Below are 9,401 nucleotides of genomic sequence, written 5' to 3' on the forward strand. Positions count from 1 at the left end.
AACGTGTTTAAAACCAGATTTCATATAGTATTTGCTAGCTGCTTGTGGCGCAATGATATAATTTTCGTCTGTATTTAATCCTCTAAAATATTTTAAAAAATACCGACTTAAATAACCCATACCATGACAAACAAACCAAACATTTTTAGTGGCTTTGGTAAGTGTATTTAGGGTAGAATATGAGTTGGTTATAGTATATGATATTTCTTTTTCTTCTGAACCCATTTACGCTTATGTTTTGTATTTTTGTTAGTGATTTTAAAAATACACTATTCTATGCAATTATCTAAAAAAGATGTTTTGGAACAAGCCAATAAAGCCTTTAAAAACACTTTAATGGAAACCTTAAATATTGAAGCTATAGATTATGGCGACGATTTTTTAGTAGCGAGGATGCCTGTAACTCCGAGAGTACATCAGCCAGATGGTATTTTGCATGGTGGCGCTACAGTTGCTTTAGCGGAAAGTGTGGGTAGTTTTGCATCGCATGTTTTTATGGATACCGATAAATTTTTTATTCGAGGTATTGAAATTACTGCGAATCATTTAAAGAGTGTAAAAGAAGGCTTTGTGTATGCTAAGGCAACATTTGTGCATAAAGGAAGAACGACTCAGTTATTAGATATTCGTGTTACCGATGAGGCAGAAAATTTAATTTCTATTTGTAGGTTGTCTACCATTTCTTTACCTAAAAAATAAGCATGACTTCAAACGACTTTTTTGAGCGTATTGAAGCGCATTTTAATGATGAACTTCCTTTTATAGTTTATAGAAAACCACATCAACAAAACCTAAGTGCACGACTACAAAGTAATGCTGAATTAAATTTCACAGTAGACTTTACCGAAAAAGGGTTTGTGTTTTCTCCGTTTGATGCTATTGAAAAAACGGTTTTAATTCCTGATGCCATTTCTGAAATTATTGGTGTATCTCATGTGAATATTGAGAGTGATACTGAGCCTGTAGAAGAACATGTGATTATCAATTCAGCTTCTATAGATTCTAAAAACGCACATATAAACCGGGTAAAACAAGGTGTTGAAGCTATTAATACTTCAGATATAAAAAAAGTGGTGTTGTCTAGACAGGAAACTGTAAACCTTTCTGAAACTAATCCTATTTCTATTTTTAAAAGACTTTTGGAGCGTTATAAATCGGCATTTGTATATTGTTGGTATCATCCTAAAGTTGGCTTATGGTTGGGCGCCACGCCAGAAACCTTAATAAAAATTGAAGGCAATCGGTTTTCAATCATGGCATTGGCAGGCACGCAAGATTATAAAGGTAGTTTAGATGTGGTTTGGCAAAACAAAGAAAAACAAGAACAACAGCTCGTTACTGATTTTATAGTTGACAACTTAAAACCATCGGTGGATAGCTTTAAGGTTTCAGATGTTGCAACGGTAAAGGCTGGTAATTTGGTGCATTTAAAAACCATGATTTCTGCTCAGTTAAAACCAGATACGCCATTAAAACAAGTTGTTAAAGTGCTGCATCCAACACCTGCGGTTTGTGGATTACCAAAGGAATCTGCAAAACAATTCATTTTAGAACACGAAGATTATAATCGCGAATTCTATACAGGATTTTTAGGCGAGTTAAATTGTGAAACTACTATTGCACCGCGTTCTGGAAGACGCAACATTGAAAACAGAGCTTATGCTGTAAGTAGAACTAGCACGCAATTGTATGTGAATTTACGATGCATGCAACTTAAAAACCAGCAAGCAATTATCTACGTTGGTGGCGGTATTACTGAAGGCTCCAACGCTGAAAGTGAGTGGGAAGAAACGGTGTCAAAATCGTTAGTTATTAAATCTATTTTATAGTAACTCGTTTTATTAAGCTATTTTGTATTTTTGTTTCACAAAATTGCTAAATGATTTACCCAAAAATTTTGCTCGCTCAAACTGTTATTCAACTCTGTAAAGCGAAAAACATACAACATATTGTTATTTCTCCTGGTAGCAGAAATGCACCTTTAACCATAGGTTTTACCAATGATGCCTTTTTTAAATGTTACAGTATTGTCGATGAGCGTTGTGCCGCATTTTTTGCTTTAGGAATTGCACAGCGATTAAAAGAACCAACTGCTGTGGTGTGTACTTCGGGGAGTGCTTTACTAAACTATTACCCAGCAGTGGCAGAGGCTTTTTATAGCGATATTCCTTTAGTAGTTATATCTGCAGACCGACCCAAACACTTAATTGGAATAGGAGATGGGCAAACCATAAACCAGAAAAATGTTTTTGAAAATCATATTTTATATGCGGCTAATTTAAAGCTGGATTTAAAAGACGAAAAAAATGTTCCTGAGCATGAAGAGTTGCCGATTTTTAAAAATTTAGAAAATAAATTTGAGCGTTTATTGGGTTTGCAAAAAGACATACAAACGCACAATGAAACAGAAATAAATGCAGCCATTAATTTGGCTAGAATTAAAAATGGACCGGTGCATATTAATGTGCCTTTTGATGAACCGCTATATGAAACTGTTGACACATTAACCGTATCTCCAGAAATTATTGATGTTACTATAAAACAAGAAGCCATTCAAGATTATGTGTTGCAGTCCTGTTTAGAAGATTGGAATACGGCCTCCAAAAAGATGATTTTGGTTGGTATGAATAACCCTAACCAAATAGAAAATAAGTGGTTGGATGAATTGGCTAAAGATGATAGTGTTATTGTACTTACTGAAACGACATCTAATTTGCATGATCCAAGTTTTTTTAAGAGTATTGATCAACTGATAGCGCCACTATCAGAAGAAGAAAAACAGCAATTAAGTCCCGATATTCTTGTGACTTTCGGCAGTTTAATTGTCTCAAAAAAGATTAAGCAATTATTGCGAAAATTCCGGCCCGAACACCACTGGCATATTGATAATAAAACGGCTAACGATACGTTTTTCTGTTTAGACACTCATTTTAAAAAATCGCCTAACGCATTTTTTGAGGCTTTTTTACCAAGAGTGACACATTACGTAACGAGTGATTACAAAGACACTTGGGAAGCCGTTAAACAACATCGTCTTAAAAAACATAAAGCGTATTTGGAGACTATTCCATTTTCAGACTTTTCGGTGTTTAACACTGTTTTAAAATCGATTCCAGACCATTATATTTTACAATCTGGAAACAGTTCTGCAATACGATATACACAACTGTTCAAAATAAATAAAACCATTGAGGTGTTTTGTAATAGAGGAACTAGTGGTATAGATGGAAGTACATCTACGGCTATAGGTTGTGCTGTAGCTAATGAAAAACCAACGCTATTTATAACGGGAGATTTGAGCTTTTTATACGATAGTAATGCGCTTTGGAATAATTACATTCCTAAAAACTTCAGAATTGTAATTGTGAATAATCAAGGTGGTGGTATTTTCAGGATTTTACCTGGACATAAAAACACCGAGAATTTTGATACATATTTTGAAACGAATCATCATTTAACAGCAGAACATTTGTGTAAGATGTATGGTATTAATTATGAATCGGTTTCAGATGAAAATACATTAAAATCATCATTAGAAACATTTTACTCAGAAGAAGATCGGCCTAAATTATTAGAGATTTTTACACCAAAGCAAATTAATGACGAAGTGCTGTTGAATTACTTTGATTTTATTAGATAAATAAGTGACTTTTAAGTAATAGTTGTGTCAAAAAATTAGTTATCTTTAAGAGAGCTATTATTTCAACTATTTTATTAACACATTAAACGAAATCATTATGAGTAAAAGAGATGAGCTTATTGCAAAATATGCTACCGATTTAAAAGACAAATGCGGCGTTAACGCAGACATGGATTTATTAACTAAAGTTACTATTGGTTGTGGACCATCTATTTATAATAAGGATGCTGCAACTGTTTCAGGATCAGATGACAAAGAGCTTGCAACTGTAAAAAACAATTTTCTAATTAAAAAATTAGGATTAAGTGATGGCCCTAAATTAGATGCAGGAATTGCTTCTGTTATGGAGACATATGGTAAATCTAACCGTAATAAATATAGAGCAGTAGTTTACTACATGCTTACTAAACATTTTGGTAAAGAGTCTATTTATTAGAACTCAGATTACATAAAGTAAAAAGCGCTACTTCATTGTAGCGCTTTTTTTTTAATTTTCAAATTCGGAAAAAAAATTAAGATAGTGTTAATGTTACGTGGCTTCGATTGCCTGCGTAAGGGATAGAACGGTATGTTTGAGCTCGCCGACGCAGGAGGCAGCAAGTAGTGATAGCCCGACCCGATAGGGATGCGCCCAAAATAAAAATTATAAATAAGTATTAAGTTGAATGGGTGTAAAGGTAGTGTACGATTGAAAAATTGTTACCTTTGCACCATGATAAAATTAGGGGAAATAAATACGCTAGAAATACTTCGTGAAACGGACCACGGTGCTTATTTGATTGATGATGAAGATAACCAGGTGTTATTGCCAAACCGTTATGTGCCAGAGTCTTTTAAAATTTGGGATAAGCTTGAGGTTTTTGTGTATTTGGATAATGAACAGCGCCCTGTTGCAACAACGGATATGCCATATATTAAGCGTGGTGAATTTGCGTTATTGCGTTGCAACCAAACAACGGATTTTGGTGCTTTTTTAGATTGGGGTTTAGTAAAAGAATTGTTTTGCCCATTTAGTGAGCAAGCTTTTAAAATGAAAGCTGGTGGTTGGTATTTGGTGCATTGTTATTTGGATGAGAAAACCGATAGGTTAGTAGCTTCAAGTAAAACGAACCGTTTTTTGGATAATACAGAATTAACCGTTAATGAATTTGATGAAGTTGATTTGATCGTGTCTCACCCGTCTGATATTGGTATGAATGTGATTGTGAACAAAACACACATGGGACTAATTTATAAAGACAGTATTTTTAAAGATTTAAGTATTGGTGATAAACTAAAAGGGATTGTTAAAAAAGTGCGACCTGGTAATAAACTAGATATTGCCTTAGGACAAATTGGTTTTAGAAATATAGAACCAAATGCAGAGCAGATTATGCAAGAGTTACAAGATAATGATGGGTTTATAAACCTTACGGATAAATCGAGCCCCGAAGCTATTAAAAACGCTTTGCAAATGAGCAAGAAAAACTTTAAGAAAGCTGTTGGAACTTTGTATAGACAGCGTTTAATAGAAATTAAGCCTGATGGTATTTATCTAGCTCAAGGAGAATAGACTTCATGATACATCAAGACACCATTGTAGCTTTAGCAACACCATCTGGTGCAGGTGCCATTGCCGTGATTAGACTATCAGGAAAGGATGCCATACTTTTAGCAGATTCGTGTTTTAAATCGGTTAAATCTAATAAATCACTAAGCAAACAAAAAACACATACCATACATTTAGGGCATATTATTGATGGAGAAAGAACTATAGACGAGGTTTTAGTATCTGTTTTTAAAAATCCTAATTCGTACACTGGGGAGGATGTAGTTGAAGTGTCCTGTCATGGCTCCAATTATATTCAACAAGAAATTATTCAATTATTCCTAAGGAAAGGTTGTAGAATGGCTACTGCTGGAGAATTTACACTTCGTGCTTTTTTAAATGCGAAGTTAGATTTATCTCAAGCCGAAGCTGTGGCCGATTTAATTTCTAGTGATAATGAAGCTTCTCATCAAATTGCGATGCAACAAATGCGCGGTGGATTTTCTTCTGAAATCGCTAAACTTCGTGAGGAACTTTTAAATTTTGCATCTTTAATAGAGTTAGAATTAGACTTTGCTGAAGAAGATGTTGAGTTTGCAGATAGATCTCAATTTAAAGACTTGGTGGAACGTATTCGTTTTGTTTTAAAACGATTGATTGATTCGTTCGCTGTTGGTAATGTGATTAAAAATGGTATTCCTGTGGCGATTGTAGGAGAACCTAATGTTGGGAAATCCACGCTTTTAAATGCCCTCTTAAATGAAGAGCGGGCCATTGTTTCAGAAATTGCCGGAACTACTAGAGATACCATAGAAGATGAAATTTCGATAGGAGGGATAGGTTTTAGGTTTATTGATACCGCAGGTATTCGAGAAACTAAAGATGTGGTTGAAAGTATTGGTATTAAGAGAACTTTTGAAAAAATAGATCAAGCTCAAGTTGTTATTTATTTGTTTGATGCCTCCGATTTTAAATCCTCAAGTTCAACATTTAAGGTTGAAATAGAAAAAATAAAAAATAAGTATCCGCAAAAACCGCTTCTAATCATAGCCAATAAAATTGATAAACTTTCTGAAGAAGATAAATCAAAATTAGATGTCACCTTGAGCGCAGTAGAAAGGTCTCACTTTATTTCATTATCTGCAAAACATAAAATTGGCGTTGATACGCTGCAAGAAAAACTTCTCAGTTTTGTGAATACTGGCGCATTGAGAAATAACGATACTATTGTTACCAATTCTCGTCATTATGATTCGTTATTAAAAGCTTTTGAAGAAATTGATAAAGTTAAGCAAGGATTAGAGTCTGGTTTATCAGGCGATTTATTAGCTATAGATATTAGACAAGCCTTGTACCACTTTGGAGAAATTACTGGAGAAATAACCAATGATGATTTATTGGGTAATATTTTTGCTAATTTCTGTATTGGCAAGTAATCTTACTTTCCTTTCATTATCTAATTGTTTATTTTCATTGAATTTAACCATATAAACCAATAATTTATTTTCTTTTTATTGGATATTATTTAGTAATTTTATGTCACAATAGTGTCATAAATTTATTTAGTATGACACTTTATGACACATAGGTGTCAGAAAATAGTGTCAGAATATGAAAGTTAAATTAAGAAAGGTAAAAAAAGGTTCAAGGGTGTATTTGTCCACAGATATATTCCAAGACACCTTAAATACAATAGATTATATGTGAAAGATTTAGGCACTGAGGAACTATTTAAGAAGCTATTACATATCTGGTATGGTTACTATCAACAAATACAGAAACATTCAAAAACAATTAAGATTATGGCAAATAATATTAAATCCCCAAAAGATGTAGAAACAAGTATATTCAACGCACTTGTAAGAAGAAATCCTAAAGAAGTTCAAAGGTTATTATTAGAACTTAAAGCAAAGGATGTCTTTCACCATAAAGAATATTACTCAAGGTTAAATTCAAAGATTAGAAACATTCAGAAAACTGAAATAGTAAAGAATGATTTAATGGATGAATTAAACAATAAGATAGAGGGAATATATCTTGAATTGACTTAAAATGAATCTATTAGGGATTAAGTGTATATCTTCAATCAAATCATTAGAAAACAATCAACAAAACTGCGCAACGTGTAACACCCTAAAAAAGGTAACTGAACTAAACGGACACCCTAAAAAATTACACATTATTCTACACTATAAAAAAGGGGTGCTTAAACATAGTAGGGCATTAAACGCATTAGGTATAAGATTATTTTTATGTAACCAACCCTGAAACCTACAATAGATTTATTATTTTTGATATGTGAGAGGTTCAATATTTATTCTTATAGCATCAATTGGCATTTTACTGTACTCACTATTATCTAAAACTAAAAAATGAAAAAACTATTTCTCTTGTTATTGATTGCGCCTGTTTTGGGTTTTGGGCAATCTGATTGGTATAATCATAAACATAAAGTGATTTTAATGGATAAAGATTATAATGTGCTTTATCAAAATTTTAGTGATCAAATAAAAAAAAGCTATGAGGCACCAAGAAATACGGAATATTATCTTAGATGGAGCTCTAATGACAATATTGCTATTTTATTAAAGAAAAAGAAGAGTTTAAAAAAATATAAATCGTGGGGTAAATATATGCCTTATTATTTTGATATATCGTTAGCAGGAAAAATATCAAAATTAAACCTACAAAATATAAAAAACTCTACTTATTCGCCAAATAGTAGTCTTGCATTTTTTAACGATGGTTATTTAAATAATGTAATACGGTTTAATGATAAAGGTGTTTTTGATACTCAAGATGTATTTTATTATCATCCCTCCCCTAAAAAAACTAAAAAAATTACAGTAGAAAACATATATAATACTATTGTTTTTCTTCAATCGAAAGATGCCATTGAAAAAGTAAAAACCGGAAAATTATCTCAGGGGAATAATCCCTTAAAGATTTACGTAAAAGTGAAACAATCAAGCGAAGGCATTGTTGATGGAGTCTATGAACAAACAAGTCTTGATGGATCAACAACAACATATTTATCATATAAATCAGGAAAGCTAATATCTTCCAAAATAATAGATAATAAAGGAAACCTATTACCCTCAACTGAAGAAAAAATGGATGAGGAGAAAATGAAAAGCTTTTTCAAAAATAAAGGAAATAAATTGACAAGGCTTGAAGGAATTTATAAGCTTTCGGGGGGGGATAATGAATACAAGATTTCAATAGTTAAAAAAAATGATGGTTATGAAGCATATATTTTGAGTGCTTTTTGCGACCAATGCCATTGGTGGGAAGAGGGTAATATAATTTCTGAAATTGAGCAGACATCAATTAAAAACTTTTACAGTTTTAAATGGTACACTTGGAGCTGTACTGGCTTTTGGTGTGACCGGTATAAATTAAATCAAGCAGATGATTATTATGAACGCAATGCCAGAGAAAATTTAAAGTTAACCTATTTTTCATTTGAGGCTGTGTTAAATGATTCTGCTACAATAATAAATTATGAAAATGAAAACAACTCATTTTTTGTAAAACTTTTCCCCGCTGGAGAAGCTGATATTGAGATTAAATCAAATAAAAATGATGATTGGTTTGGAAACGGCTCAGGTTTAATAATTTCAAAATCGGGTTATATTGTTACTAACCATCACGTAATTGAGGATGCGAACGATATTGAAGTAGAGTTTATTTTGAATGATAAAGCCCAAAAGTTTAATGCTGAGGTTGTTCAATCAGATAAAGTAAATGACTTGGCAATTATTAAAATATTTGATATTAACTTTGATGGTCTTAATAACTTACCATACAATTTTAAAACGCGCTCTTCTGAAGTTGGCACAAAGGTTTATGCCTATGGTTATCCACTAGCACTATCCTTAATGGGTAAAGAGATAAAGATAACAGATGGTATAATAAGTGCTAAATCAGGTTTTGATGATGACATAACCACATACACAATTACTGCACCTATTCAAGGAGGTAATAGTGGAGGTCCACTTTTTGATGACAAGGGAAATTTCTTGGGAATAAATTCCTCTGGAATTAGTAAGGAAGTTGCAGATAATGTTGGTTATACAATTAAATCGAGTTATGTATTAAACCTCATCGATGTACTTCCTAAAAGTATTGATTTGCCTTCAAACACTAAATTAGAATCATTAACTCTTAGTGAGCAAATTAAAGAGATTTCTAAATATGTAGTTTTAATAAAAGTAAAATGAAAAAACTACT

Annotated in this window: 8 protein-coding genes and 1 pseudogene; 8 read left to right on the forward strand and 1 reads right to left on the reverse strand. The window is 32.5% G+C overall.

Going from position 1 to position 9,401, the window contains the following annotated elements:
• Positions 1 to 225: pseudogene (locus tag QZ260_RS12735) on the reverse strand (esterase); the annotation flags it as partial.
• 51 nt (positions 226 to 276) lie between these two features.
• Here QZ260_RS12735 and QZ260_RS12740 point away from each other — a divergent pair.
• The 8 genes from QZ260_RS12740 (at position 277) to QZ260_RS12775 (ending at position 9,391) form a co-directional block, all read left to right on the forward strand.
• Positions 277 to 699, forward strand: coding sequence for a PaaI family thioesterase (locus QZ260_RS12740; protein WP_295986864.1), 423 nt, complete (start codon positions 277 to 279; stop codon positions 697 to 699).
• Between the two features lie 2 nt (positions 700 to 701).
• On the forward strand, positions 702 to 1,829 hold the full coding sequence (locus QZ260_RS12745) for a chorismate-binding protein (protein ID WP_295986866.1): 1,128 nt from the start codon (positions 702 to 704) through the stop codon (positions 1,827 to 1,829).
• A gap of 50 nt (positions 1,830 to 1,879) precedes the next feature.
• On the forward strand, positions 1,880 to 3,640 hold the full coding sequence (locus QZ260_RS12750) for a thiamine pyrophosphate-binding protein (RefSeq protein WP_295986870.1): 1,761 nt from the start codon (positions 1,880 to 1,882) through the stop codon (positions 3,638 to 3,640).
• A 97-nt stretch (positions 3,641 to 3,737) separates the two neighbouring features.
• Positions 3,738 to 4,076 (forward strand): DUF2853 family protein, encoded by a 339-nt coding sequence (locus tag QZ260_RS12755; RefSeq protein ID WP_295986872.1) that lies wholly within the window; start codon positions 3,738 to 3,740, stop codon positions 4,074 to 4,076.
• 276 nt (positions 4,077 to 4,352) lie between these two features.
• Positions 4,353 to 5,192: a S1-like domain-containing RNA-binding protein gene (locus QZ260_RS12760; RefSeq protein ID WP_295986874.1), complete on the forward strand. Its 840-nt coding sequence runs from the start codon at positions 4,353 to 4,355 to the stop codon at positions 5,190 to 5,192.
• Between the two features lie 5 nt (positions 5,193 to 5,197).
• On the forward strand, positions 5,198 to 6,604 hold the full coding sequence (mnmE, locus tag QZ260_RS12765; protein ID WP_295986877.1) for a tRNA uridine-5-carboxymethylaminomethyl(34) synthesis GTPase MnmE: 1,407 nt from the start codon (positions 5,198 to 5,200) through the stop codon (positions 6,602 to 6,604).
• Between the two features lie 366 nt (positions 6,605 to 6,970).
• The gene (locus tag QZ260_RS12770; RefSeq protein ID WP_295986879.1) at positions 6,971 to 7,219 is read left to right on the forward strand and encodes a hypothetical protein; all 249 of its coding nucleotides are present in this window, start codon (positions 6,971 to 6,973) and stop codon (positions 7,217 to 7,219) included.
• A gap of 321 nt (positions 7,220 to 7,540) precedes the next feature.
• Positions 7,541 to 9,391, forward strand: coding sequence for a trypsin-like peptidase domain-containing protein (locus QZ260_RS12775; RefSeq protein ID WP_295986882.1), 1,851 nt, complete (start codon positions 7,541 to 7,543; stop codon positions 9,389 to 9,391).
• Positions 9,392 to 9,401: the final 10 nt, after the last annotated feature.

This window comes from uncultured Algibacter sp. (genome assembly GCF_905480415.1).
In the GTDB taxonomy this organism is placed as follows: domain Bacteria; phylum Bacteroidota; class Bacteroidia; order Flavobacteriales; family Flavobacteriaceae; genus Algibacter_B.

What these genes read in the sequence shown, in the direction of transcription:
- QZ260_RS12745 (WP_295986866.1), top strand. Translation starts at nt 702, where the DNA reads ATGACTTCAAACGACTTTTTTGAGCGTATTGAAGCGCATTTTAATGAT.
- QZ260_RS12750 (WP_295986870.1), top strand. Translation starts at nt 1,880, where the DNA reads ATGATTTACCCAAAAATTTTGCTCGCTCAAACTGTTATTCAACTCTGT.
- QZ260_RS12770 (WP_295986879.1), top strand. Translation starts at nt 6,971, where the DNA reads ATGGCAAATAATATTAAATCCCCAAAAGATGTAGAAACAAGTATATTC.
- QZ260_RS12760 (WP_295986874.1), top strand. Translation starts at nt 4,353, where the DNA reads ATGATAAAATTAGGGGAAATAAATACGCTAGAAATACTTCGTGAAACG.
- QZ260_RS12755 (WP_295986872.1), top strand. Translation starts at nt 3,738, where the DNA reads ATGAGTAAAAGAGATGAGCTTATTGCAAAATATGCTACCGATTTAAAA.
- QZ260_RS12740 (WP_295986864.1), top strand. Translation starts at nt 277, where the DNA reads ATGCAATTATCTAAAAAAGATGTTTTGGAACAAGCCAATAAAGCCTTT.
- mnmE (WP_295986877.1), top strand. Translation starts at nt 5,198, where the DNA reads ATGATACATCAAGACACCATTGTAGCTTTAGCAACACCATCTGGTGCA.
- QZ260_RS12775 (WP_295986882.1), top strand. Translation starts at nt 7,541, where the DNA reads ATGAAAAAACTATTTCTCTTGTTATTGATTGCGCCTGTTTTGGGTTTT.